At 35.9% G+C, this 24,442-nt stretch carries 28 protein-coding genes; all 28 read right to left on the bottom strand.

Translation table 11 applies throughout. The annotated features are described in order from the left end of the window. Nucleotides 1–76: 76 nt before the first annotated feature. Nucleotides 77–268 carry a hypothetical protein gene (locus tag OTK00_RS06560; RefSeq protein WP_045169553.1) on the bottom strand — a complete coding sequence of 64 codons (192 nt, stop codon included), beginning with the start codon at nt 266–268 and terminating at the stop codon, nt 77–79. Nucleotides 269–298: 30 nt separating this feature from the next. Beyond that, nucleotides 299–1,843, bottom strand: coding sequence for an acyl-CoA carboxylase subunit beta (locus OTK00_RS06565; protein WP_045169554.1), 1,545 nt, complete (start codon nt 1,841–1,843; stop codon nt 299–301). A 186-nt stretch (nt 1,844–2,029) separates the two neighbouring features. Beyond that, complete coding sequence (gene speB / locus OTK00_RS06570; RefSeq protein WP_045169555.1) at nt 2,030–2,884, bottom strand: agmatinase; 855 nt, start codon at nt 2,882–2,884, stop codon at nt 2,030–2,032. Nucleotides 2,885–2,895: 11 nt separating this feature from the next. Next, on the bottom strand, nt 2,896–3,723 hold the full coding sequence (speE, locus tag OTK00_RS06575; protein ID WP_045170184.1) for a polyamine aminopropyltransferase: 828 nt from the start codon (nt 3,721–3,723) through the stop codon (nt 2,896–2,898). An 84-nt stretch (nt 3,724–3,807) separates the two neighbouring features. After that, nucleotides 3,808–4,494 carry a hypothetical protein gene (locus OTK00_RS06580; protein ID WP_241765493.1) on the bottom strand — a complete coding sequence of 229 codons (687 nt, stop codon included), beginning with the start codon at nt 4,492–4,494 and terminating at the stop codon, nt 3,808–3,810. Between the two features lie 133 nt (nt 4,495–4,627). Beyond that, a complete protein-coding gene (locus OTK00_RS06585; protein WP_045169557.1) occupies nt 4,628–5,296 on the bottom strand; it encodes a glycosyltransferase family 2 protein in 669 nt (222 codons plus the stop codon). Nucleotides 5,297–5,336: 40 nt separating this feature from the next. Continuing rightward, the gene (locus OTK00_RS06590; RefSeq protein WP_045169558.1) at nt 5,337–6,284 is read right to left on the bottom strand and encodes a copper transporter; all 948 of its coding nucleotides are present in this window, start codon (nt 6,282–6,284) and stop codon (nt 5,337–5,339) included. 6 nt (nt 6,285–6,290) lie between these two features. Then, entirely contained in the window at nt 6,291–7,406 is a 1,116-nt protein-coding gene (gene steA / locus OTK00_RS06595; protein WP_082054631.1) for a putative cytokinetic ring protein SteA, read from the bottom strand. Continuing rightward, the gene (gene mgsA / locus OTK00_RS06600) at nt 7,406–7,831 is read right to left on the bottom strand and encodes a methylglyoxal synthase (protein WP_011917393.1); all 426 of its coding nucleotides are present in this window, start codon (nt 7,829–7,831) and stop codon (nt 7,406–7,408) included. Before mgsA ends, steA begins: the two co-directional genes overlap by 1 nt. 10 nt (nt 7,832–7,841) lie before the next feature. Beyond that, entirely contained in the window at nt 7,842–8,951 is a 1,110-nt protein-coding gene (rodA, locus tag OTK00_RS06605) for a rod shape-determining protein RodA (RefSeq protein ID WP_045169560.1), read from the bottom strand. Further along, nucleotides 8,952–9,254: a cell division topological specificity factor MinE gene (minE, locus tag OTK00_RS06610; protein ID WP_045169561.1), complete on the bottom strand. Its 303-nt coding sequence runs from the start codon at nt 9,252–9,254 to the stop codon at nt 8,952–8,954. 12 nt (nt 9,255–9,266) lie between these two features. Continuing rightward, nucleotides 9,267–10,067: a septum site-determining protein MinD gene (gene minD, locus OTK00_RS06615; protein WP_045169562.1), complete on the bottom strand. Its 801-nt coding sequence runs from the start codon at nt 10,065–10,067 to the stop codon at nt 9,267–9,269. A gap of 32 nt (nt 10,068–10,099) precedes the next feature. Then, a complete protein-coding gene (gene minC, locus OTK00_RS06620) occupies nt 10,100–10,756 on the bottom strand; it encodes a septum site-determining protein MinC (protein ID WP_045169563.1) in 657 nt (218 codons plus the stop codon). Nucleotides 10,757–10,773: 17 nt separating this feature from the next. Further along, nucleotides 10,774–12,879 (bottom strand): penicillin-binding protein 2, encoded by a 2,106-nt coding sequence (mrdA, locus tag OTK00_RS06625; protein ID WP_045169564.1) that lies wholly within the window; start codon nt 12,877–12,879, stop codon nt 10,774–10,776. Next, entirely contained in the window at nt 12,876–13,340 is a 465-nt protein-coding gene (locus OTK00_RS06630) for a hypothetical protein (RefSeq protein WP_241765494.1), read from the bottom strand. Before OTK00_RS06630 ends, mrdA begins: the two co-directional genes overlap by 4 nt. A 61-nt stretch (nt 13,341–13,401) precedes the next feature. Continuing rightward, on the bottom strand, nt 13,402–14,253 hold the full coding sequence (gene mreC / locus OTK00_RS06635) for a rod shape-determining protein MreC (protein ID WP_045169567.1): 852 nt from the start codon (nt 14,251–14,253) through the stop codon (nt 13,402–13,404). 16 nt (nt 14,254–14,269) lie between these two features. Beyond that, nucleotides 14,270–15,301, bottom strand: coding sequence for a rod shape-determining protein (locus tag OTK00_RS06640; RefSeq protein WP_045169569.1), 1,032 nt, complete (start codon nt 15,299–15,301; stop codon nt 14,270–14,272). After that, the gene (locus OTK00_RS06645; RefSeq protein ID WP_045169570.1) at nt 15,301–15,900 is read right to left on the bottom strand and encodes a Maf family protein; all 600 of its coding nucleotides are present in this window, start codon (nt 15,898–15,900) and stop codon (nt 15,301–15,303) included. Before OTK00_RS06645 ends, OTK00_RS06640 begins: the two co-directional genes overlap by 1 nt. A gap of 186 nt (nt 15,901–16,086) precedes the next feature. Next, on the bottom strand, nt 16,087–17,826 hold the full coding sequence (locus OTK00_RS06650) for an NADH-dependent [FeFe] hydrogenase, group A6 (RefSeq protein WP_045169571.1): 1,740 nt from the start codon (nt 17,824–17,826) through the stop codon (nt 16,087–16,089). Nucleotides 17,827–17,843: 17 nt separating this feature from the next. After that, nucleotides 17,844–19,640, bottom strand: a complete 1,797-nt coding sequence (gene nuoF / locus OTK00_RS06655) for an NADH-quinone oxidoreductase subunit NuoF (RefSeq protein WP_045169572.1) — start codon at nt 19,638–19,640, stop codon at nt 17,844–17,846. 18 nt (nt 19,641–19,658) lie between these two features. Further along, nucleotides 19,659–20,048 (bottom strand): (2Fe-2S) ferredoxin domain-containing protein, encoded by a 390-nt coding sequence (locus OTK00_RS06660; protein ID WP_045169573.1) that lies wholly within the window; start codon nt 20,046–20,048, stop codon nt 19,659–19,661. Further along, entirely contained in the window at nt 20,041–20,601 is a 561-nt protein-coding gene (locus OTK00_RS06665) for an ATP-binding protein (protein ID WP_045169574.1), read from the bottom strand. The genes OTK00_RS06660 and OTK00_RS06665 overlap by 8 nt, the downstream gene beginning before the upstream one ends. Before the next feature lie 45 nt (nt 20,602–20,646). Continuing rightward, a complete protein-coding gene (nuoE, locus tag OTK00_RS06670; protein WP_045169575.1) occupies nt 20,647–21,129 on the bottom strand; it encodes an NADH-quinone oxidoreductase subunit NuoE in 483 nt (160 codons plus the stop codon). Nucleotides 21,130–21,238: 109 nt separating this feature from the next. Then, nucleotides 21,239–21,934, bottom strand: a complete 696-nt coding sequence (locus OTK00_RS06675) for a PHP domain-containing protein (RefSeq protein ID WP_045169576.1) — start codon at nt 21,932–21,934, stop codon at nt 21,239–21,241. After that, the gene (locus OTK00_RS06680) at nt 21,918–22,268 is read right to left on the bottom strand and encodes a DRTGG domain-containing protein (RefSeq protein WP_045169577.1); all 351 of its coding nucleotides are present in this window, start codon (nt 22,266–22,268) and stop codon (nt 21,918–21,920) included. Before OTK00_RS06680 ends, OTK00_RS06675 begins: the two co-directional genes overlap by 17 nt. After that, nucleotides 22,269–23,603 carry a [Fe-Fe] hydrogenase large subunit C-terminal domain-containing protein gene (locus OTK00_RS06685; protein ID WP_045169578.1) on the bottom strand — a complete coding sequence of 445 codons (1,335 nt, stop codon included), beginning with the start codon at nt 23,601–23,603 and terminating at the stop codon, nt 22,269–22,271. It lies immediately after the preceding gene. Between the two features lie 33 nt (nt 23,604–23,636). Continuing rightward, a complete protein-coding gene (locus tag OTK00_RS06690; RefSeq protein ID WP_045169579.1) occupies nt 23,637–24,056 on the bottom strand; it encodes an ATP-binding protein in 420 nt (139 codons plus the stop codon). 3 nt (nt 24,057–24,059) lie between these two features. Further along, nucleotides 24,060–24,410: a DRTGG domain-containing protein gene (locus tag OTK00_RS06695; protein WP_045169580.1), complete on the bottom strand. Its 351-nt coding sequence runs from the start codon at nt 24,408–24,410 to the stop codon at nt 24,060–24,062. Nucleotides 24,411–24,442 lie beyond the last annotated feature (32 nt).

A 24,442-nucleotide genomic window follows, 5' to 3' on the forward strand; every position in this document is an offset into this window, starting at 1 on the left:
TTTTGCACACAGAATAACTTTTAATGCTACCCAGTCAAAATTATACCTTTTTTGCATTGTAATTCTCAACTGTTGCTCACCTCCACCTAAAAAATAATTGTCTTTGTTCAATTGCCATCTGTCTTGCAGCTTTTTTCCATTTGTTTTGCTGTTTTGTCACATGTGTAATTTTGAAATTGCTTTCCTCCAATATTATAGCAAGGCATGCACATATACTTGCGAGTTCTTCTTTTGTAATGGTTGTTGTACTATTTGTAGAAATGTACATTTTAAGCAACCCTCCTTTTTTAACAGGATATCAAAGCGGTATATTTCCATGTTTTTTAGGTGGCCTTGACTCTCTCTTTGTGGATGATACATTCAAAGCTTCAATAATCTTATCTCTTGTAAACCTGGGTTCGATTACATCATCCACATATCCTCTTGCAGCAGCAATATAAGGATTTGCAAATTTCTGGGTATATTCTAAAATTCGCTTTCGTCTCTCCTCCTCAGGGTTAGGAGAAGCTTGAATCTCTTTTCTGAAGATAATATTTGCAGCACCATCCGGACCCATAACCGCTATCTCTGCAGTTGGCCATGCAAATACAAAATCTGCACCGATATGTTTACTACTCATTGCTATATAAGCTCCACCATAAGCCTTTCGCAAAATAACATTAATTTTAGGAACAGTTGCTTCTGAGTAAGCGTATAAAATCTTTGCTCCATGGCGAATTATTCCATTATGTTCCTGGTTAACACCCGGCAAAAAACCTGGCACATCTGTAAATGTAACAATCGGAATGTTGAACGCATCACAGAATCTAACAAACCTTGCTATTTTGTCTGATGAGTCATAGTCTAAAACACCAGCATTCACCTTGGGCTGGTTTGCAACAATCCCAACACTAAAACCGCCTATTCGCCCAAATCCCACCACTGCATTTTGAGCAAAATAAGGCTGAACTTCTAAAAATTCTTCATTATCTACAACTCTGTATATAATATCCTTTACGTCATATGCCTTGTTTGGCTCGTCAGGAATAATTTTTTCAAGTTCTGGCACAGCTCTTTTCCCTGAATCCGAAGATACAACATAGGGTGGATCATCCATATTATTTGAGGGCAAGAATGACAACAGATACTTTATCATATCAAGCAAGGTGTGTTCATCTTCTGCTATAAAATGTGCAACACCACTTTTGGTATTGTGAGTCAAAGCACCACCAAGTTCTTCTAAGGATATTTCTTCACCCGTCACCGCCTTTATTACCTGAGGTCCTGTGACAAACATCTGACTTGTCTTATCAACCATAAAAATAAAGTCCATTATTGCCGGAGAATATACAGCACCACCTGCACAGGGTCCCATTATAGCTACTATTTGAGGAATTACACCAGATGCCATGGTGTTTCTAAAAAATATTTCACCATAACCAGCCAGGGCATCCACTCCTTCCTGAATTCTTGCACCACCGGAGTCATTGATGCCAATTACAGGACAACCGTACTTCATAGCTAAATCCAACACTTTGCATATCTTTTTGGCATGCATCTCACCAAGCGATCCACCTATGGATGTAAAGTCCTGAGCATATATAAAGACCTTTCGACCGTTTATTGTACCATATCCTGTTACAACTCCATCTGACGGTATATATGTGTCTTTCATATCAAACTCCTGGCATCTATGTTCAACAAACATGTCAATCTCATTAAAACTGCCTTCGTCAAGCAGATATTCAATTCGCTCCCTGCATGTAAGTTTTCTGCTCTCATGTTGTTTTTTTACTCTATCTTCTCCTCCAAGCTTCAATATCCTCTCGCGTCTTTGTCTGAGATCTTTCAACTTGTCAATCATTAAAAATCCTCCTCGAAAATAGTTTATTATGTAGTATTAATAGCTGGTATTAATATATTATGCTAATTTCTATTTTATAACACAAAAAGGTTTTTAGCAAGAAATTTCTATACAAAAAAAGGTGCGGTTAAGCCTGTGTTTGTTTTTGAAATAGAGTGCTTAACCACACCTTTTTTATTATCTCTTTCAGTCAACCAAAAGTACAAGTTCCCTTATAATCTTTGCAGCAAGAAGAGTTGTCCTGTCTGAAATATCATAATAGGGAGAAACCTCTACAATATCAGCACCTATAATATTGAGCTTTTCCATTTTTAAGATTATATCTATCAATTGCATAGATGTAAGTCCCCCTGGTTCAGGTGTTCCGGTGCCAGGGGCAAATGCTGGATCGACAACATCAATGTCAATTGATAAATATACACTTTTATTTTGAAGCTCCGAAAGTACTTCAAAAAACCTCTCTATTTCGTAAATAAAAAATACATGACCGTTCTCTTTTGCAAAAGAGATCTCCTCTTCTGAGCCAGACCTTATACCAAATTGATACAAGTTTTTAAAACCTATTTCTTCGCCAACCCTTCTCATAACTGTTGCATGCGAAAGTTTCTCACCCATATAGTCATCTCTCATGTCTGCATGTGCGTCAAAATGTAAAACAACAAGGTCATCATAAGTTTCTTTTGCCGCCTTTATAAGAGGAAAACTTATAAGATGTTCTCCTCCCAAGAAAATAGGAATCTTATCATCTTTAAATACCTTTTTTCCAAACTCGAATATCATGTTAATACATCTATCTACATTTCCAAATGGGAGTTCTAAATCCCCCATATCATAAAAAACTTTATTGAATAGATTTTTGTTCTGATATACTGAATATTCTTCAAGTCCAACTGATACTTCTCTTATTTTGCTTGGCCCAAAACGCGAACCGGGTTTGAAACTTACCGTAAAATCCATAGGCACTCCAGCAAGTACAACTTTGCTGTTTATATAATCCTCAGTTGCACACAGGAAAGAACTTTTATATAGCTTAAAGTTCATTCATTTCCCCTCTATTCAATGATTTTTTTAACAAAAGTGGGTAAAGCAAAAAGCGCTTTATGAAGCTCTGGATTGTAATATCTTGTGTCAATTCTTTTAATCTTTGAAATATCAACCTCAAGCGGATCATATTTTTTAGAACCCATTGTAAAGCTCCAGAGTCCGCTCGGATATGTTGGAATAAAACCAAGGTAAAGTCTTGTTATTGGGAAGATAGACTTTATTGAATGAAATACATTTCTTATTAATTCCTGGTCATAAAAAGGTGACTCTGTTTGGGCAACAAATAGTCCATCTTCCTTGAGACACTCATACACTGCCTGATAAAAGTTAGTTTCAAATAATCCAACCGCTGGTCCAACAGGATCGGTTGAGTCAACTATTATAACATCGAACATATTTTTGTTTTCTGATACAAACTTTATCCCATCTGTGATTATAACTTCTGCTCTTTTATCATCAAGTGCACAGCTTATTTCAGGAAGATACTTTTTACTTGCTTCTATTACCTCTTGGTCAATTTCTATTAAATATGCTTTTTCTACCTCTTCATGCTTTAGAATCTCTCTAATGACCCCACCATCTCCACCGCCAATAACTGCAACCTTTTTGGGATTAGGATGAGTAAATAAAGGCACATGTGCTATAAGTTCATGATAACAGAATTCGTCGGCAATTGTTGTCTGCACAGCTCCGTCCAAAACAAGCATCCTACCAAACTGTTTTGTTTCAAGTATTGCCAAATCTTGATACTTTGTCTTAGCTGTATAAATAGTCTTTGTTATCTTGCATGTAAACCCTAAATCTGGAGTTTGTTGCTCGGTAAACCATAATTCCATCTCAGCCAATTTTTTTAACCTCCTCACTTTAAACTTTAAACAACAGTGAATATATTACAATATCCCTCCGGAGAATTCAAGTTATTATTTTTTTCTTCCAAGTTCATCAATAAATTTTAATACTTTACTTCCTTCAATAACCTGGGAAAATGATATATACTCAGAAGCTAAGTTCAAAAGTAGCGCACTAAATAATGTAATCCATAGCAACATATTGTCAGTACGGATAGTGTAAATCTGGCTTATGATTAAAAAGAATACATAACCTATCAGATTTGAGCCCGCATCACCCAACATATATATTTCCTTAATGTCACCAATGAAAATGGGCATTAACAAAATCAGAAGCGAAATGTAAAAGGGAATCCAATTTATAAAAGATCCAATCAGAACTATAAAAATAAATAGAATTTTTATGCACCTGCCAGGTCGCAAATCAAAAAGGTTAAACAAATTAATACAGAGTGCACCCAAAATGGTGTATATGAAAGATTTATAGATATCCTGGGTTATATGGGCACTTCCAAGAAAAAGTACAATAGGAATTAATATCATCTTTACAAGTCCGGTTGAAATCTCCTTATCCTTCCATAGCCTTTTAATATGTCCTTTAAATCCCTTGCTTTTATCATCACCGAATACATCGTCGATTAAACCTATCACTGAGATTGCTAAAAAACTAAAACAAGTGATTAAAAAATTGGTTTTTCGAACATTTAAGTACTCCAGAAAGGCATAAAGGGCTAAAACAAGCCCCAATATTATTCCCATACAACAAGGAATTTTTTTACCTTTATAATTTTGCTTGAGTAGCCTGTTTTTATTAAACAAATATCCTGTCAAAACAAATAGCAACAAAATCTCGATTAAAATTGACAAAAAAAGATTAAATATATAAATCTTTCTACAACCTCCATCTCTTGTATATGTAGACTTCAAATATATCCTTTAGCTGACGCAATTTATGTAAAAGATCCTTTGCACTCTTTCCTTTTTCATCATGTGTGAAATCAAAAGGAACTTCTATAATTTCATAACCCTCTTTCAGAAAATCAATCAAAGTTGAAACTTCTACCCCATATCCTTTGGGAATAGTTTTAATCTTCTCAATTGCAAAAAACGGTATTATTCTCTGGCCGCTCAGAGGATGTTCTACTGTTTTGCCGGTATAAGATTTTACAACATGCCTGGCAAAAGCCTTAACAATACCAAAACCTCTTTTTCTAACGTTTACGGGATACCCTATAATAACAGCATTATAGCTCAAAAATATATTATCCAGGAATTTCTCAATGTTCCTCTTTTCAACCTTTAAATCACTGTCCAATAGCACTACTCTGTCATACCTTTTGCTTTTCAAATATTCAAATGCAGTTTCCAGAGCTGCACCCTTTCCTTTGTTCTCAGAATGTCTTAACAGTATACATTTATTATTCGAAAGTTTTATTTTACTGTCGGAACCATCATCAACTATTACTATCTCTTCTACAAAAGAAAAACCGGATAAAACTTCTATTAATTTATAAAAAGATTCAGGAGGATTATAAGCAGGAATTACAACAACTACTTTCAAAACTTCATCCTCTCTTTTCTCTTAAACTCCAAAATAAATACTATGGTACTGCTAAAGAAGCATTTTGATATTTCTCAAATTCAACAAGTAAGCTTGTCCTTCTATTTTCTAAAGCTTTTTTAGCATCCTCAATGCCAACAAAATTAGATGGAATTATAGAAGTTGCTTCTTTTTTGGTGCCGTAGTTTCCATTGTTACCTCTGATTAACTCAATCAAGGATATTCTGCCGCTTGTTTCATCAACATTGTCAACCGTATTTAAACCCATGTTTTTATAATATTCACAGTAATTCACTTCACTGTACGATTGCTGAACTCCTATTACATTCAAATTGTTTATGTCAACAAAAAATTCGACCATTTTTCTATCAATTTTATTAAAGTTATTGTTCTGAAGAGTATTGCCACCAGCTAAAACAACAGTATCCGATATCCCCGACGAAAGTTTATTTACTTCTATATATCTTTTTTCGATAAGCATTTTTATCAACTCGCTTTTTATGTCAAAGACAGAGTACACAGTAATGTCTTTTATAGCATCATCAGGGAGTTTATAACTGCCAAATTCATTAGAATTTTCGTTGACTATGTTTAGAAAAGAACTTTTTATTTTTATAATTCTATTAATCTTGATCCCAATTTTTCTTAAAAAATCTATCAAATCATTGTATGAATAATCTGTAGAGGTAATTACAATAGTCACAGCTGAATCAATTTTCCCCAATTTAAGATAAGCATTTACAAGTGAATTATTTATCTTGCCCTGCTGAGCAACTTGATTTTTATACTCATCAATTTCCTTTAAAAGTCTGTCATTTTCCTTCTTTAAGTTTATCAAATTTTTGTCAATCACATTCAATTGCTGTTGAAACTGTTTCTGAACAAACTTCTCGCTATTTAGCGAAAATCCTATTATGATTCCCACACCCAAGGCTATAAAGATAGAGGCAATGGTTATTATAAAATATTTTATCCCTATTCCATTCATCTCATTCTACCTCAAGATTACCCTTAATTTTAACTGGATCAAATAGAAAAAGTACTGAAAAGGAGGAGTAATCATCAAGACTGCCAGTATAGGAATTAAAGCAGAAATTATCAAAATACCTATATATTTAAGACTTACCCTTTCTGTGTAAAGCTTTGATACACCCCTTGCATCAACAAGTTTTGGACCAATTTTTAACCTGACCAAAAATGTGCTGGACATACCTTTGCGACCCTTTTCCAGAAAGTCAAGCATACTGCTATGTGAACCCACTGAGACTATAAGCTCAGCACCTTTTTCATAGGCCAGAAGTAAAGCTACATCTTCACTTGTTCCCGGACATGCAATAACTTTAGCATCAAGTCCCAAAGTTTTAATGCGTTCCAAACCTGGTGCATATCCGTTCGGATACGAATGTACAATAATCTCATCGCATTTAAACAGGCTTTCCTCTGAGACACTGTCCATATCGCCAATTATTATATGAGGTTTAATCTTCTCCTCAATAAGTGCGTCAGCAGCTCCATCAACTGCTATTATCACAGGTTTTACTTCCGTAATATAGCTTTTTATAGCTTTTATGTCTTTTTTAAAACTACTACCTCTTGTTACAACAAGAACATGCTTCCCAGCTATCTTTGTTTGTATTTCAGGCATTTCAAATTGCCCCAGTATAAAACCTTTTTCTTTTTTAGCATATTCCAGGGTATTTTCTATAAAATTCTCCAATAGCTTTTCCATTTCTTTAAAGCTTTTTTGGTAAAAATACTCAAATTCCTCTTTTGTTAAATATTTTGCTTCACACAAATATTTACCATTGAGATATATCTCATTTTCTTTAACTTCTAAAAAATCTCCTTCCTTGATCTGGTTGAAAATATCTTCACCCAAATCATCAATAATTGTAATATTATGAGAAAGAAGGATCTTTACCCCCTGGGCAGGAAATCGCCCTGTAAAAGATTTAGCACAATTTATAATAACTTTTACTTTTTTTTCTAACAGTGAATAAGCAGCAACTTCATCAATATCCTCATGCAATATCACCGGTATATCATCAGATTTAAGGCGTTTGACCAAATTTTTTGTTTTCCTATCAATTTTGACCTTTCCTTTTATCATTATTTATCACTCTTGTTTTTCTGGAGTTTTGGATTAACAATCTCACGCCATGACAAATCTCCTCTATCCAGCGCCTTTATTAAAAGCTCTGCTGTAGCTATATTTGTTGCAAGTGGGATATTATGGACATCGCAAAGCCTCAAAAGAGCATTCACATCCGGCTCATGTGGTTGTGCTGTCAGAGGGTCTCTTAGAAATATAACCATGTCTATTTGGTTATAAGCAATCAAAGATCCAATTTGCTGGTCACCACCGAGCGGTCCTGGTAAAAATCTGTGAACTTCAAGCCCAGTTGCTTCCTGGATTAGTCTTCCTGTTGTACCTGTCGCATATAGGGTGTGTTTGGATAATATAAACTTGTACGCTATTGCAAACTGAACCATAAGTTCTTTCTTTTTGTCGTGCGCAATAAGTGCTATATTCATCTTCTTCACCTCAAAACATAGTTTTTATATTTTCTCTATAGATGTTCTGAACTATTCCAAGTGATGCCATGGAGGTCAGCATTGAGCTTCCACCATAGCTAATAAAAGGCAATGGAATTCCTGTTACAGGCATAATAGCAAGAGTTATCGCAATATTTACAAACATCTGGAAACCAAACATACCCGCAATTCCTGCCACAATATATGAAGCTATTTTGTCTTTGCAATCAGAGGCTATCTTGATCAGATTTACAATTAGTAAGGTATAAAGTATTATTATTATCACACAGCCAACAAAGCCTATCTCTTCGCCTGCCACACCAAATATAAAGTCTGATTCTTTAACTGGTAGATAATCTAATCTATTTATCGTACCCATAAAAAGTCCTTTCCCAAGCAGTCTACCCGACCCTATTGCAATCTTTGAATACATAACTTGCCAGCCCTTACCCAGTGGGTCCAGTTCAGGGTTAAACAGAATTCTTATTCTATCCTTCTGATAATCAAGGAGTATAAATTCCCATGCAATAGGGATGAATGTAGCAAAAGCTCCAATTGCAATATAGAAATACTTGAGATTTAAACCTGCCACAAACAGGATTGTGACAATTATTGCAATAAAAACCGAAGCTGTTCCCAGGTCAGGTTGCTTAATAACAAATATTATCGGTATTAGGGCAAAAGATAATACCTTTATAAGATTTTTGAATACACTTATATTTTCCTGCATTGAAACAGCTTTTGCAAAAAAAATAACCATTAGAAGCTTGGAGATTTCAGACGGCTGAAACGAAAAAGGTCCAATTTTAATCCATCTTTGTCCACCCAATATACTTATTCCTTTTATATCAACATAAAGAAGAAGCCCCACCATTACCAAATAAATAATAACATAAAAGTTTGTCAAAATTCTATAGTCAATCCTTGAGAATATGAAAAATAGAATAAGTCCTAAACAGAACCAAATAAACTGGGATACCACCAGTTTATACTCACCTGTATCAAGTACATGGGTTGCACTTGCAATCAAAACAAAACCTATTGTGCAGAGAAGAATCATCAATACAATGAGAAAAATATTGTACCCTTTCTTTATTGGTTCTTCATTATTAATAATCATCTATTCTTCAGCCTCGTTATTGGTTATTTCTGACTTTTTAATTGATTTAATGGGAATATTGGCGATTAAAGCAGGTACAAACTCGCCTTTCTGTTCAGAAGGAGTTCTTGTTATCTGAATTTCAAGTAACTTATCATCAATTACTATATATTTTTGTATTGCTTTCAAGATTTCGTTTTTGATAAGCTCTAACAGTTCTGGTGAAACATTTGCTCTGTCATGAATCAAAACAAGCTTTAGTCTCTCTTTTGCAATATCCTTTGAAGACTGCTTGTTAAAAAATCTATTAAAAAACTCAAACATTCACAATTCCTCCTAAGAGTTATTTAAGCCAAAAAATCTTTTTAACCTTTCAAGCCATCCTAAATTCTCTTCATTGCTAACAATAGGAATATTTTCACCAAGTATCCTTCGTGCTATATTCCTATACTCTTGCCCTGCCCTTGATTTTTCATCTGTTACAATTGGCTCGCCTTTGTTGGTAGAAATGATAATTTTTTCATCATCCGGAATAATTCCTAAAAGATCAATTGACAGTATCTCCAGTATATCGTCTATGTCCATCATGTCGCCGCGTTTTACCATGTCAAACCTGATACGGTTAATTATAAGCTTTGGATTATGTAACTCATAAGCCTCCAACAGCCCAATTATTCTATCAGCATCCCTGACAGCTGAAACCTCGGGTGTTGTCACAACAATTGCTTTATCAGCACCGGCAATGGCATTTTTAAAACCCTGTTCAATCCCGGCTGGACAATCTATTAGAATAAAATCAAAATCTTTTTTTAGCTCATCACAAAGACTTTTCATCTGCTCGGGTTTTACAGCAGTCTTGTCCTTGGATTGAGCAGCTGGTAAAAGATAGAGTCCTTCAAACCTCTTGTCTTTCACCAATGCTTGCTTAGGTTTACATCTTCCTTCAACAACATCGACTATGTCAAATACTATTCGATTTTCCAATCCCATCACAACATCAAGATTCCTAAGACCAATGTCTGCATCAATCAAAAGGACTTTTTTTCCCAGGATACTCAAATATGTACCCACATTGGCAGTAGTTGTTGTCTTGCCCACTCCACCTTTACCAGATGTTATGACGTATACCTCTCCCATTCCCCAAAACTCTCCTTTTCGAATAATTATTATTAAAACTCACTTACAGGCTTTATTACGATCACATCATTCTCAATGTATGCAACCTCAGGTACCTTCTCCTGATCCTGATTTTCTTCGTCAGGTGCCCGGGCTATTATGCTGGCAATTCTGATCTGGACAGGATTCATTTCAAGCGCAAACACAACTGCATTCTTGTTGCCTGACGCTCCCGCATGTGCTATCCCTCTTAAAGCTCCCAATATTATAATATTGTTTGCTGAGACAACCTCTGCACCCGGATTGACATCTCCAATTACAATCAAATCTGTGTCAGATTTTACGACCTGCCCTGAACGCAAAGTTCCCTTAAATATTTTAGCATCTTTGGGTGCTTCTGTTATTGTTATTTTATTTTCATCCTGTTCATTTGCCGAAGGTAAAAGATGATTAAAACTGATTTGGTCCCATGGAAATATTATATCATGTACACCTCCAAATGTCTTCATGATATCTATCAATTTTTGCAATTCATAACTGTTTAACTTTCTTCCTATAAATTGGATGGGAATCTCATACCCCGAAAAAAAATTTTTCCCATTGATAACCTTTTGCTTAAAATGATCACAAATAATTTCAAAATCACAGCTACTGTCTAAAATTACAGCTATTCCTTTCCCAAATCCTTTTAATACAACAGGCTCACTCAAAGCTACTTCCTCCTTTTTTAATTGGAGCTACCATTTTGCGTATTTTGCAAGTTAAAATAACTATCTATTATATCTCTTGCAACGTACGCAGGGTACAAGCCATGCCCACCATTTTCCAACACAATAGCAAACGCAATCTGCGGGTCATCATAAGGAGCAAAGCCAACAAACCAGCTATGTGCATCTGAAGAGTAGGAGTATTGCGAAGTACCTGTCTTTCCTGCTACAATAAAAGGCAAACCTTTAAATGCCTGTGTTGCTGTACCTCCTTCTTCACTCGTAACACTCTTCATCCCTTCAAATACTGCTTGCTTTGTAGCGGGCAACATATTGACCCTGCTTAAAACTTTTGGCTTTGATTTATAAACAACCTTGCCATTTGCATCAACAATTCTATCTATTAGGTTTACCTGATACCTTGTCCCGCCGTTTGCAACAGTTGCAATAAAGCTGGCCATTTGAACAGGAGTAAAAGCGTTAATTGATTGTCCAATTGCTGCTAAAACTGTATCACCAGGGTACCATGGCTGATTGAATATCTTCTTCTTATTCTCCTCATTTGCAAGAATGCCATTTGATTCCCCGTCAAGTTGAATATTTGTTTTACTACCAAGTCCAAACAAATTAGCATATTTATCGATTCTATCAATACCGAGCCTTCTACCTGTTTCATAGAAGAAAACGTTGCATGATACTTTTAAAGCATTCACCACATCTACCCATCCATGCGTTCTGTGATACCTGTTCCATATCCAACATGCCGGCATAAATCCAGACTTTGCATAGTACATATATCGACCTGTATCAAGTATCTTCTCAGTTGGTTTTATAACACCTTCTTGCAGACCAGCTATTGCAGTTAAAATCTTAAAAGTTGAACCCGGTGGATATACCCCTGCAATAGCCCTGTTAAACATTGGTCTGTTGGGATCGTTTATCAGTTTATTCCACTCACTCATTGTGATTCCTTTTATAAATACATTCGGATCATAAGAAGGATAACTTGTGAGTGCAAGAACATTTCCTGTTTTTACATCAATTACAACAGCCGCCCCTGCTGTTGCTTTCGGAAATCTTTCACCAAATTCTCCATTTCTTATTTTTTCCAGTACTTTTTTAAGGGAATTATAAGCAACCTGCTGCAGTTTACTATCAATAGTAAGATATACATTTGACCCTTTTACAGGTTCTTTTTCAATTCTTATATCATTAATCCTTCCAAACTTATCAACCTCTATAAGCTGTATACCATCCCTGCCACGTAGATATTCTTCGTATTTTTTTTCTATTCCTTCAACTCCTATTATACTATCCACTGAATACCCTTTATCTTTTAATTCTTCATACTGTTGCTGTGTTATTTTACCAACCCTTCCTACAACAAATGCATTGTATATGGCATCCTTGTAGTTCCTGACTGCTTTAGCTTCTATGTTTACAAAAGAAAATTCCTTCCTTCTTTCTTCTATTTGGGCAATTGTTTTCATTGAAATATCTACAGCTATCGTAACAGGTTGATACATCTGGTAGTAATTATAAAAAAGCATATCCTCAACTGCCATTACCTGAAGAGTTAAATTTAAATCAAGGTTGTCAGGAATATAGAATCTTTTTTTAAGTAAATTAAATGCTTGTTCAGCAGAATAATTTAATGGAATATTTCTGTCCTTTTTCCATTGTTGTTCGACTTTTTTAGAAAGTTTTTCGTCTTTTATACCAAAGTCAAATCTTATAGGATTTATATCTATCTTGAACTGGTTTAATATCTTATCGTTGTTTTTATTTAAAATCCTGACAATTTCAATTATCTTCTTTGTAAATTCTTTTTTATCTTCCTCTGTCCTGAGTTGCTGGGTTTTTAATATCTGTAAGACATAAGCAGGTCTGTTGTCAGCAAGAGGTCTTCCTTCTTTATCAAAGATTATTCCTCGTGGAGCCTCTAAATTTGCTTTTTGCATAATTCTTTTTTCTGAAATTTCATAGTAATAGTCACCTTTTAGTATTTGAAGATATGCAAGGCGAATTATAAGAATACTACTCAAAGCTATAAAAAATATGTATAAAAAAGTCCATCTATTAAATACATTTTTCTCTCTCAACTTCTGAATAAATAATATCTTCATTCTTCTTTCAAACTTCTCCCCTTTTTAAGTCTCAGAAGATATTTACTTTCTCTTTCAATAATAAAGTAAATAAATATTCCAAATATGGAATCTAAAATAAACTGAATCACCGCGGTAGTCAAAATCAACGACATATTAAGCAAAGTATTATTTAAATAGCTCTCTATCAGATAGTACAAGAAATTTAAAGATATTAAAAAACCAAAAAGATATGATAAAAATACCTCTATTCTTTCCACATAAATTTTTTCTTTAAGTCTTCTGTTTATAAATAAGAGCAAAATCATCAAAAATATATTTATAAAAAAGCCATTTGTAAATAGTGTACAAAACACAAAAATTAGAATCAAATTGGCAAACAGGGCATCCACAAATTCAAAGAAAATTACATTGCAAATAAGAAGAGGAATGTAGAGCAACACAGAGTTTCCTTTTATATATACAAAATCTTGTGATAACATCTGGAAAAAAACTGCCCCGATTATATTTGCACAGTGTAACATAAACTTATTTTTAAACAACTCATCTAACACCTACCGAAAAATTAATACCTTTTACTTTTTTTAAAACCATAACATATTCTATATTCTCTATATCTACTGCAGGTTTTATCAGTATATTTTTTGTAAGTTCAAATTTATCATTTTTTATCTGGATAATCTTCCCAATAACAATACCCTTGGGAAATATTTCCCCCATTCCGGAGGTAATAACAACATCATTTTGTCTCACCTTTGAATCCTTTGAAATATATCTGAGTTCACAAAGTCTCTTGCCCATAAGGTTAAGATTGCCTCTCACAACTCCAATATCCCTTGTTCTTACAACCATTGCCGATGCCGAAAAATCTGGATCCAGCAATGTTTCTACTTTCGCCCAATTTGCACCACAATCAACAACATTGCCCACAAGCCCTTGATTGTTCACAACTACCATATTTTTTCTTATACCATCTTTCAAGCCCTTATCTATGATAAAGTAACTGAGCCATGCTTCAGATGATCTTAAAACAACTCGAGCAACTTCATAATCAGAAAACTCCCCAATCTGATTCTTAAGCCCCAGAAGTTCTTTTAGTTTTTGATTCTCGCTTTTTATCTCTTCAATTGTAACTCTATCTGTTTTTAGCTTTTCCAGTTGCTCTTTTAACCTTTTATTCTCATTGATGATTTGATTTAAATGGACTATTCCATTCACATATTCTTTTGCATTCCTGATTATTTTTGTAAACTTAGAACTAACAGGAATATAGCCATCCTTCATCTTTTTTGAAATTATATTGGAGTCATAATTCTGGAGAGATATTATGGTCGCAATAATACTGAATAAAAAAGAGACTACAATAATTGTTATAACAAGAATATTCTTCTTCAAAACATTTCATCCTCCACTACCTTGAGCTCCTATTGATCATAACCTTTTGCAATGTTTCTAACTCCTCCAGCGCTTTTCCTGCTCCAAGTGCCACACAGTCAAGAGGTCTTTCTGCTATATGAACAGGCAAGCCTGTCTCCTGTTTAATCAGTTTATCCAGTCCTTTCAAAAGCGCTCCCCCGCCAGTCAACATTATTCCTCTTTCCATAATATCTGCTGCAAGCTCAGGTGGGGTTCTTTCAAGCGTTTGTTTTATAGCATCAACAATTGCCATTACAGGCTCTTTTAAAGCATCCCTTATTTCAGATGATGAGACCTTGATGGTTTTGGGAAGTCCGGTTATCAAATCTCTTCCCTTTATCTCATACCATTCTTCCTTTTCCAGTGGATACGCTGAGCCAATGTTTATTTTTATCTCTTCTGCCGTTCTGTCACCTATCATAAGATTGTATTCTTTCTTGATATAATTTGATATAGCTTCATCAAATTCATCCCCGGCTATCCTCAAAGATTTGCTGGTTACAATACCACCAAGTGAAATAACTGCAACTTCAGATGTCCCACCACCTATGTCAACCACCATGCTGCCTGCTGGCTCATCAATAGGAAGCCCAGCACCAATTGCAGCTGCCATCGGCTCTTCCATTATATAAACCTCTTTCGCACCTGCTTTGTATGCTGACTCCTCCACTGCTCTTCTTTCAACCTCAGTAACACCCGATGGAACACAAATAACCACTCTGGGTTTAAGACCAAACAAGGATTTTTTGTATGCTTTTTCCATAAAGTATTTTAGCATAACCTGGGTTGTATAAAAATCTGCAATTACTCCATCTTTTAGTGGCCTTATAGCTACAATATTCCCGGGCGTTCTTCCAATCATTTCTTTTGCCTCGTTACCAACCGCTAAAATCTTGCCTGTATCCTTTTGAACAGCAACAACAGAAGGCTCGTTTACAACGATACCTTTCCCACGTAGATGCACCAATGTATTTGCTGTACCCAGATCAATTCCTAAATCTCTATAAAATGACTTTATTAGCCCCATCATAATTCTCCTTTCATTAAGTCATATCCTAATTTTTGTAGCATAGTGTTTAGTTTGTATAAAGGAAGACCAACAACATTATAAAAACATCCTTCTATTTTTTCAACTATTAAACTTCCAAATCCCTGGATTGCATAAGCTCCTGCCTTATCAAAAGGCTCTCCTGTTTGTATATACCTTAGTATTTCTTCATCGGTCATATTTTTTATATAAACATAGCTCTTTTCAAAATCAGACAAAATATGATTTTTAGAAGTATCGATTACACAAACACCTGTATAAACTATATGGGATTTACCACTTATTTTCTTTAACATGTAAAAAGCCTGCTTTTCATCCGATGGCTTACCAAGAATATCGCCTTCTACAAAAACAATTGTATCTGCTGAGATTATCAAAGAGTCTTTTGCATCTTCACCCAGCCTATTTAAAACCTCTTCACCTTTTTTCTTAGCTAGAATAGTCACATTTTCTTCAGGTGGCAAGTCATTGGAAATTACTTCATCTATGTTTGAGGGAAGTACTTCAAATTTTATTCCAAACTGCTTTAAAAGCTCAATTCGGCGTGGTGAAGAAGAAGCAAGTATTATTCTCTTCACTGTATTCTGAATAACCCCTTTCCAGTATGTTATTTTAATGTTCAAAATTATTTAAAACAAAAGCCTCTGATATTTTATTATATCATTTAAACATAGCAAAAAAAATAACTTTTGATAAAAAAAGAAGCTGGCAAATTAGTATACCAGCCCCTTGTAAATAAAATCTAATATTTTTTTGAATGTATTTCAATACAACGGTCTTCTCCTGTAGTGAGTATGAAGCAGATGGTGTGCTTTTTCACTATTTGGATGTCCCAAGAATTCATCATAAAGTCTCTTTATGGTTGGATTCTCATGAGACTTTCTTATGGGCAGTGATCTATCTTCGTCATAAATAGCACTTGCTCTGAGCTTTGCAACATCCACCTTTTCTTTTACCTTAGCTGGAACAATTGGCTGACCTCCACCCATTATACAACCACCAGGGCATGCCATTATCTCTATAAAGTGATATTCTTTTTCACCGTTTTTGACCATTTCAAGCAGTTTCTTTGCATTGGCAAGCCCGTGTGCAACTGCAGCCTTTATTTTCATTGTGCCAATGTCAATTTCTGCCTCTCTTATTCCTTCTAAACCACGAACCTGTGTAATTTCTATGTTTTCAAGTGGCTTTCCTGTCAAAATTTCACACACCGTTCTGAGTGCTGCTTCCATAACACCACCTGTTGTTCCAAAGATTACACCGGCACCTGTTGCATCACCCATTGGGTCGTCAAAATGGCTATCCGGCAGGTTAACAAAATCTATTCCTGCTTCCTTTATCATTCGTGCTAGTTCTCTTGTTGTGAGTACCGCATCAACATCCGGATAACCACTTGCTGCAAGTTCTTCTCTTTGTGCTTCAAACTTCTTTGCTGTACATGGCATTATAGAAACTACAAACATGTTGGCAGGATCAATTCCCATTTTTTGTGCATAATATGTTTTTAAGATTGCTCCAAACATCTCATGTGGTGATTTACAAGTTGATAGATTGTCTAAAAATTCTGGAAAGTAGTGTTCACAGAATTTAATCCATCCGGGTGAGCACGATGTAATAAGTGGAAGCTTTCCGCCATTTTTAATCCTATTGATAAGCTCTGTACCTTCTTCCATAATTGTAAGGTCTGCAGCTGTGTCAGTGTCAAATACCTTGTCAAACCCAAGCATTTTTAGAGCAGTTACCATCTTGCCAGTCACACGTGTTCCAATAGGAAGACCGAACTCCTCACCAAGTGCAACTCTCACAGCAGGTGCAGTTTGAACAACAACGTACTTGTTCTTATCAGCCAAAGCTTTCCATACAATATCAGTAGAATCCTTTTCACGAAGTGCCCCAACAGGGCAAGCCTGGATACACTGGCCACACATTGTACATGCAACCTCGTTCAAACTTCTGTCAAAGGCAGTAGAAACAACTGTTCGAAATCCCCTGTAGTTTGCATTTATGACACCAACTTCTTGAACATTTCTACATACATTGATACATCTTTTGCAGAGTATGCATTTGTTTGGATCTCTAACAACCGAAGGTGAAAAGTCGTCAAGAGGTCGTCTTATATTTTCACCTTCATATCTTATTTGCTTTACATTCAAATCCTCAGCAAGTTTTTGAAGTTCACAGTTACCACTTCTTACACATGTCAAACAGCTTCTGTCATGGTTGGACAAAATCAGCTCAAGATTGACTTTTCTTGCTCTTCTTACCCTTTCACTGTTAGTGATAACTTCCATACCTTCTGATACAGGATAAACACAGGCTGCCTGCAAGCTCCTCGCACCTTTTACTTCCACTACACACATTCTGCAAGCACCAATTTCGTTTATACCTTTCAAATAACAAAGAGTCGGGATTTCAACTCCTGCTTCACGAGCTGCCTGCAGAACAGTATAATCTTTTGGTACTTGAAATTTCTTGCCATCTATTATTATATTTACTTTCTCCATCTATTGTACCCTCCTTTTTAAGCCTTCTTGGAGATTGCCTTGAATGGACATTTTTCTATACATACTCCGCACTTAATACACTTTTCTTGGTCAATCTCAAACGGCTTTTTGATCTGTCCGGTTATAGCATTTGCAGGGCAGTTCTTAGCACAGATACCACAGCCTTTGCAAAGATCCCTGTCTATTACAATTCTCAAAAGTGCCTTGCATGCACCGGCAGGGCATCTCTTTTCTTTGACATGTGCTTCATATTCATCTCTGAAGTATCTTAATGTACTCAAAACTGGATTTGGTGCAGTTTGACCAAGTCCACAAAGTGCACTATCTTTAATAGAATATGCAAGCTCCTCTAACTTTTCAATATCTTCCATAGTGCCATTGCCACTTGTAATCTTTTGTAAAATCTCAAGCATTCTTCTTGTTCCTATTCTACATGGCGGACATTTCCCACATGACTCATCAACCGTAAATTCTAAGAAAAATTTTGCTATATCAACCATACAGGTATCTTCATCCATTACAATCATTCCACCCGAGCCCATCATTGTCCCAAGAGCTGTTAGTGAGTCAAAGTCAATGGGTGTATCCATCAAAGATGCAGGAATGCATCCACCAGATGGTCCACCTGTCTGAACAGCTTTAAACTTTTTGCCACCAGGTATTCCACCACCAATGTCTTCAACTATTTCCCTTACAGTTGTTCCCATCGGAACCTCAATAAGCCCTGTATTGTTTACCTTTCCAACAAGTGCAAACACCTTCGTACCTTTGCTCTTTTCTGTTCCGATTGAAGCAAACCACTCTGGTCCTTTGAGAATTATAACCGGAATGTTTGCATATGTCTCAACATTGTTCAAAAGTGTTGGCTTTCCCCAGAGTCCCTTTACTGCAGGGAATGGTGGTCTTGGTCTTGGCTCTCCACGATGACCTTCAATTGATGTCATCAAAGCTGTCTCCTCACCGCAAACAAACGCACCGGCACCAAGTCTTATTTCAATATCAAATTCAAAATCTGTCCCCAGGATATTCTTGCCCAAAAGCCCATATTCTCTTGCCTGGTTTATTGCAATCTCAAGTCTCTTGACAGCCAATGGGTACTCAGCTCTGACATAAACATAACCCTGTTTTGAACCAATTGCATAACCAGCAATTGCCATAGCTTCAATAACAGAATGTGGATCTCCCTCCAAGATACTTCTGTCCATATACGCACCGGGGTCACCCTCGTCAGCGTTGCAGACAACATACTTTACATTACCTGGCGCTTTTGCTGCAAACTCCCACTTGAGACCTGTTGGGAATCCGCCACCACCTCTTCCTCTCAAACCAGATCTTTTTACCCAGTCAATCACCTGCTCCGGAGTCATCTCTGTCAGAACCTTTGCTAAAGCTTTGTATCCGTCGTATGCTATATACTCTTCAATGTTTTCTGGATTTATAACACCACAGTTTCTAAGGGCAATTCGCATCTGTTTTTTGTAAAACTTGACTTCATTTAAAGACTTTATCTGACCCTCTTCAAGTGACTCTTTATATAAAAGCCTCTTTACAATCCTTCCTTTAAGAAGATGCTCTTCTACAATCTCTTTTACATCAGAATCTGCAACCCTGCTGTAAAATGCTCCTTCTGGATAAACAATAACAATTGGACCTTCTGCACAAAGCCCAAAGCATCCTGTACATATTACCTGAACTTCATCTTTCAAGTTGAAACTTTCTATTTCTTTCAAAAATGCATCATAAATCTTATCTGACCCGCCTGAGGTACAACCTGTCCCACCACATACAAGAACATGTGATCTGTATAATGGCATAATATACATACCTCCTTTTTATTTGTTTGCCTCTTTAGCTTCTTCATATCCAATTGTATATTCATATACTGGTTTTCCGTTCACAATATGTTCAGCAACAACTCTTGAAACCTTTTCAGGAGTCATTTTCACATATGTTACCTTCTCTTTGTTTGGTTCATAAACCTCTACAATTGGTTCATATTTGCAAAGACCTATGCATCCTGTTTGAACAACCGTTACATTTTGAAGGTTCCTCTTTTGAATTTCCTCTACAAACTTTAACATCACAGGTCTTGCACCTGCTGCTATTCCACATGTTGCCATACCAACAACTACTCTTATCCCTTCTCCTTGTTGTTTTCTGAACTCAAGCTCTTCTAAAGCCTTTTTTCTTATCTGTTCAAGTTCCTGAATAGATTTAATCATTTATATTTGCACCTCCAAATAAATTTGATAACCCATCCGAAAGCTCCCTTTTAATAAACTCCAAAACACTTGGCAAATTGAGAGGTACATCTTCCCCAAGAATATCTTTTAATTTTTTTGTATCAAAAGCAAACACTCCTTTGTCAGTTTTGTGTATATAAACAAAATCTACCTGGGGCGCAGTTGCTATCAGAGTCAAGAGGGTATCAATAATATTCCCAAGTGGTGGTCTGTCAATATGAGAATTTTGCAGCTCAATTTTTACCTCTGTCCCTTTTCCTGATGAGTCAACAGAAAACTTTCCATTGCAATCTTTTGCAAGCTGTGAGGCAAGTGCTAAACCAAGTCCCACTTTTCTTGTCTTCCTTGTGGTATAAAAAGGATCAGTTACCTTAGTTATTACATCCTTTGGTATACCTTTGCCATTGTCCTTAACTGAAATTGAAAATTTATCATTGACCAAATCTTCAATAATCTCAATCTTTACAATTGTCGCTCCTGCCTCGATTGAATTTTGCACAAGGTCAAGTATATAAAGTGAAAGTTCATTCAACAAAAACCACCCTGCCTGTAATTACCAAAACCACAGTTTGTTAAGTTAATATCTTGACAAGATATTTTCAATATCTTCGGGCGCCAATTTCCCATAAACAGTATTGTCAATTACGACAACCGGTGCAAGCCCACATGCCCCCAAACACCTTGTTGCTTCTATTGAAAATTTACCATCTTCAGTTGTGCCACCAACGTCTATCTTTAGAAGTTCTTTTAGCTTATCTAAAATTTTGTCTGCACCTTTAACATAGCATGCAGTTCCCATGCATACACTAATCTTGTGGTCACCGGTTGGTTTTAATGTAAATCTGGTATAAAATGTTGCAACACCATAAACCTCTGCCATTGGAATGTTCAAACCTTCTGCAATTCTCTTTTGCACTTCATATGGTAAATATCCAAACAGCTCCTGTGCTTCGTGTAAAACTGGAATCAAAGCACCTTTTCTTGATTTGTTTCTTTCAATAATCTCATCAAGTTTTTTAAAATTTTCCTCAGTAAGGTTTTTGCCCTGGCAACAAGACATTAATTTGCATCCCCCTTCTATTGTTAGAAGTTTAACATATTCAATTATACTTTACTTTCAATATTGTAACACACAGTGGAGGATAATTGAAGTAGAAATTTCGAAAAAATTATTTGAAGAATATTGTATACAGTATATCACTTTCAATAAAAAACTCTCTTTCGTTAATTTCCCACAAATGATGTGCATCTGAAGAATGCAAAAAGATGCAGTTATTACATTTGGGTAAAAACTTCAAAAATTCGAATTCGTTGATTTTGGAAACTTCAAAAACAAAAACATCTTTCAGTTCTTCCGGCAATAGCCCCAGTCTCCCAATTATTCCGTAGGACTGTCTGTTGATATGGGCCGGCACAAAAACGGTGTTGTAAAACTGTGAAATCTCATAAACTTGAGATATGCTCAAATTTAAGGGCTGAAGCAACAGTTTTTTGTAATTTCCAACAACATTATCCTCACTGTCAACCAGCAATTGATTTCCATATATATCCTCTCTGAGAGCCATATCTGACAGGTTTTCTTCTATAATCTTCTGAAACTCTTCTACTACTGAGAAGTCTTTGAAATACAAAAGAACATGAATCTCTTCACATGTTTCTATCTCAACACCTGGAATAAATAAAATATCAAGACGTTTTGCAACCTTCAAGAACTCCTTCAAATTTAATGTAGAATTGTGATCTGTTACAGAAATCACATCCAGTTTCTTTATCTTTGCCATATTTATTATATTGTTCGGTGTCATGTCGTTGTCAGCACACGGCGAAAGAGCAGAGTGAATGTGCAGGTCATAGTAGAGTTTCATTTCGACCTTCCTTTTCTTGAAGAATGAGTAGTTTTGCTGTCTCAAAATGAGACAGCTCGGTTGTAAAAACAGGAATGCTTTCCTGTTTGGATTTATTAAGCATACTGGTATCCGGCTTTACACCTTCTGTCAATATAATAGCCTTCACGTCCCTCAAAGTGGCAATTGCAATTACATTTACATTGTTTTGAATGGTAATCCAGATACTATTGTCCTTGATATGCGAGATTGCAAAACTCAAAATATCTCCAATGTATACATTTTCATATATATCATCCTTGACAACATCATTGACAAGATTGAAATATTTTTTAAGGTGTGAAACTCTTGGCATTTAACCTTCATCCCTTTCAAGTGATGGTGGCAGTTTATTAGAAAGCTCTACCATTTTATTTGCAAGCTCTTTGATATTTTCACGCAAAATAAATATACAATCTGTATCGTTTGCCAGACCTCTGACTATGTCCTCCGCCAGGGTTTTACATGTTGGAGAACCACATGCACCACAGTCCAGTCCAGGTAAAATCTTTAGTATTTCATTTACCCTCTCATACTTTTTCATGGCCTCTTCAATATCAGAGTCAAGCTCCAATACTGGATTTGCTTCCAGCTCTCTTGTGAATAGCAGGTCTTCAATAGTTACATCAAGGCTATTTATAAGTTGATGAGTACTCTCTTCAAATGTTCCTGCACTGTCGGCAAGTTTGGAAGACCACTTTTTAATTCTATTCTTGGCAACATACGGATTTTCTACGGTAAGCGGACCACCCACACAACCGCCGCTGCATGCAAGCCCTTCAAAATAAACAATATTGCTCAGCCTTCCATTTTCAATCTCTTCTAAAACCTTTATCACATTATGAATTCCATCTACATTTACATATTCATCTATTCCAAGGGCTAAGCTCTCTCCTCCAGAGGCTGCCCAGCCAATACCTTTTCCAGATGCAATAGAAAGAGGCTTTACATCTTTTATACTTTTCAATTTACTTCTAACAAGCCCGTAAATGTCTTTGATAGCTATTACTCCATCCACGTATGACCTCTCAAACCCAAGAGGCAGTTTCACGTAAGTCATCTTTGCCGCACACGGTGAAATAAAAAATGCACCTATTTTATTTATATCAATGCCTTTTTGCTTATTTATCTTCTTTTTTGCAAGATATGCAGCCATTTCCATTGGAGAAGCAAGAGGAAGTATATTGTCAATCAAATCAGGAAACTTTGTCTGAATAAGCCTCACTACTGCAGGGCATGCAGAGGAAATTACAGGTTTTTTATCTTTATGGTGTAGAATAAAATGCTTTGTAAACTCTGTGACAATCTCGGCTGCTTTTGCAACCTCAAATATATCGTCAAATCCTATTTCTAATAAAGCTTGTAAAAGTTTATTAATGTCGTCTGTCTCAAACTGGGCATAAAACGAAGGAGCTGGCAATGCAACTTTGTATTCATATTTTTTTATATCATCCAGACTATTTGTAACAGCATATTTTGCATGATACGGACATGTCCGTATACACTCACCACAGTCAATACATCTCCTGTCAATAATTCTTGCCTTTGAATTTCTTACCCTTATCGCTTCTGTGGGACATTTTTTAATACAATTTGTGCACCCTCTGCACTTTTCTCTGTCAAGCATTATTGAATGAAGATTAAAAGGCATCTCTTTTTTCACTTCCTCAAAATAAATGAATACTTATTTGTTATACACCACCATATAAACCCGTGTACCGCTTCCCTTTTGTGATTCTATTTCAAAATGGTCAGAATACTTTTTCATGTTAGGAAGTCCCATTCCTGCACCAAATCCCAAGTTTCTTATTTCTTCAGGTGCAGTAGAATATCCTTCCATCATCGCAAGTTCAATATCTTCAATTCCTGGTCCTCTGTCTTCGGCGATTATTTCAATTTTGTCCTTTGAGATTATCGCTTTTAAAACTCCACCAACAGAATGTATTACAATATTCATTTCTGCCTCGTATGAAACAATAGCAACCTTCTTCAAAATCTCAGGTTTTACACCAAGTTTTTTTAAAGTCTCCTTAATCTTACTTGAAGTTTCACCTGCTAATACAAAATCTCCGGCTTTGATGTCAAATTCCATAGTAAGCAGCATACCTTAGCACCCTTCTTTACCAAGTCCATTTTCATACAATATTCCGCATGCTTGAAACATCGGATAATCAGTCGAATAGAGGGCAATACATTTCTCTTTTGCCAGCCTCAACATTTCATCCGATGGCTGTTTCCCGCGAACAATTATGATTGCCTTTATATCCATCATTTCTGCTGTACGAATAACCTGAGGATTGACAAGACCAGTAAGGAGTATCACCTTTTCCTTTACAAATGCCAGGACATCGCTCATCAGGTCCGAGCCACAGGCATTCAAAAACTCCTCTTCTGAAAGCCCCTGAGGTTCAAAAAAAATTTTGCATTTGAGCAGTTCTTTTATTGTAGATAATTTCATATACCAAAAACCTCCATCTCGGTTTATATGTC

Source organism: Caldicellulosiruptor morganii (genome assembly GCF_026810225.1).
Classification (GTDB): domain Bacteria; phylum Bacillota; class Thermoanaerobacteria; order Caldicellulosiruptorales; family Caldicellulosiruptoraceae; genus Caldicellulosiruptor; species Caldicellulosiruptor morganii.

Excerpts from the sequence above, each read along its gene's own strand:
- OTK00_RS06560 (WP_045169553.1), bottom strand. The coding sequence starts at position 268 with ATGTACATTTCTACAAATAGTACAACAACCATTACAAAAGAAGAACTC.
- OTK00_RS06565 (WP_045169554.1), bottom strand. The coding sequence starts at position 1,843 with ATGATTGACAAGTTGAAAGATCTCAGACAAAGACGCGAGAGGATATTG.
- speB (WP_045169555.1), bottom strand. The coding sequence starts at position 2,884 with ATGAACTTTAAGCTATATAAAAGTTCTTTCCTGTGTGCAACTGAGGAT.
- speE (WP_045170184.1), bottom strand. The coding sequence starts at position 3,723 with ATGGAATTATGGTTTACCGAGCAACAAACTCCAGATTTAGGGTTTACA.
- OTK00_RS06580 (WP_241765493.1), bottom strand. The coding sequence starts at position 4,494 with ATGGGAATAATATTGGGGCTTGTTTTAGCCCTTTATGCCTTTCTGGAG.
- OTK00_RS06590 (WP_045169558.1), bottom strand. The coding sequence starts at position 6,284 with ATGAATGGAATAGGGATAAAATATTTTATAATAACCATTGCCTCTATC.
- steA (WP_082054631.1), bottom strand. The coding sequence starts at position 7,406 with ATGATAAAAGGAAAGGTCAAAATTGATAGGAAAACAAAAAATTTGGTC.
- mgsA (WP_011917393.1), bottom strand. The coding sequence starts at position 7,831 with ATGAATATAGCACTTATTGCGCACGACAAAAAGAAAGAACTTATGGTT.
- rodA (WP_045169560.1), bottom strand. The coding sequence starts at position 8,951 with ATGATTATTAATAATGAAGAACCAATAAAGAAAGGGTACAATATTTTT.
- minE (WP_045169561.1), bottom strand. The coding sequence starts at position 9,254 with ATGTTTGAGTTTTTTAATAGATTTTTTAACAAGCAGTCTTCAAAGGAT.
- minD (WP_045169562.1), bottom strand. The coding sequence starts at position 10,067 with ATGGGAGAGGTATACGTCATAACATCTGGTAAAGGTGGAGTGGGCAAG.
- mrdA (WP_045169564.1), bottom strand. The coding sequence starts at position 12,879 with ATGAAGATATTATTTATTCAGAAGTTGAGAGAGAAAAATGTATTTAAT.
- OTK00_RS06630 (WP_241765494.1), bottom strand. The coding sequence starts at position 13,340 with ATGTTATCACAAGATTTTGTATATATAAAAGGAAACTCTGTGTTGCTC.
- OTK00_RS06640 (WP_045169569.1), bottom strand. The coding sequence starts at position 15,301 with ATGGGGCTAATAAAGTCATTTTATAGAGATTTAGGAATTGATCTGGGT.
- OTK00_RS06650 (WP_045169571.1), bottom strand. The coding sequence starts at position 17,826 with ATGGAGAAAGTAAATATAATAATAGATGGCAAGAAATTTCAAGTACCA.
- nuoF (WP_045169572.1), bottom strand. The coding sequence starts at position 19,640 with ATGCCATTATACAGATCACATGTTCTTGTATGTGGTGGGACAGGTTGT.
- OTK00_RS06660 (WP_045169573.1), bottom strand. The coding sequence starts at position 20,048 with ATGATTAAATCTATTCAGGAACTTGAACAGATAAGAAAAAAGGCTTTA.
- nuoE (WP_045169575.1), bottom strand. The coding sequence starts at position 21,129 with ATGTCTTGTTGCCAGGGCAAAAACCTTACTGAGGAAAATTTTAAAAAA.
- OTK00_RS06675 (WP_045169576.1), bottom strand. The coding sequence starts at position 21,934 with ATGAAACTCTACTATGACCTGCACATTCACTCTGCTCTTTCGCCGTGT.
- OTK00_RS06680 (WP_045169577.1), bottom strand. The coding sequence starts at position 22,268 with ATGCCAAGAGTTTCACACCTTAAAAAATATTTCAATCTTGTCAATGAT.
- OTK00_RS06685 (WP_045169578.1), bottom strand. The coding sequence starts at position 23,603 with ATGCCTTTTAATCTTCATTCAATAATGCTTGACAGAGAAAAGTGCAGA.
- OTK00_RS06690 (WP_045169579.1), bottom strand. The coding sequence starts at position 24,056 with ATGCTGCTTACTATGGAATTTGACATCAAAGCCGGAGATTTTGTATTA.
- OTK00_RS06695 (WP_045169580.1), bottom strand. The coding sequence starts at position 24,410 with ATGAAATTATCTACAATAAAAGAACTGCTCAAATGCAAAATTTTTTTT.